This window comes from Parendozoicomonas verongulae (assembly GCF_009711465.1).
Taxonomy (GTDB): Bacteria; Pseudomonadota; Gammaproteobacteria; order Pseudomonadales; family Endozoicomonadaceae; genus Sansalvadorimonas; species Sansalvadorimonas verongulae.
Map to the genome: position 1 here is coordinate 1 of NZ_SMME01000254.1, position 421 is coordinate 421.

The 421-nt window shown below is 50.4% G+C and carries 1 protein-coding gene; it reads right to left on the reverse strand.

What is annotated here, in order from left to right; genetic code table 11:
* Window positions 1-395, reverse strand: a 395-nt coding sequence (locus E1189_RS00380) for a DUF4440 domain-containing protein (RefSeq protein ID WP_155158173.1), incomplete at its 3' end; no start/stop codon positions are given.
* Window positions 396-421 lie beyond the last annotated feature (26 nt).

The window sequence follows — 421 nt, forward strand, 5'->3', positions numbered from 1 at the left end:
AGTGGGCGCAGGTAGATAGCTTCACGCAGCACCTGCCAGCGGCCGTCTTCAAAGCGCAGTTCGATGTTGCACAGCAGTTTCATTTCTTCACCGTTCATGCCGCTGTGAATACGGCTCAGAACGCACACTCCACTGTCGCCCAGTACGTGGAAGTCGTGCCAGTCTGCCCAGGTGTTCAGCTGAGCTTTATTTTCTTCTTCCGCCTGCTTGCGGAAGTGAGTGATGAACTCTTGTTTGTCGAAGGTTTGCACTGTGCTGTCTGGAAGGACCAGCGTGGTGTGGAAATCATCGTGATAAATAGTTTCCAAAGCATCAACATCAAAGTTAGTCGCACGGTCGATCAGGTGATCCATTGCCGCGCGAATAGCTTCTTTGGTGTGTGTTGCAGCTGTCATATCTTTCACTCTCAAACTTTAAAGTC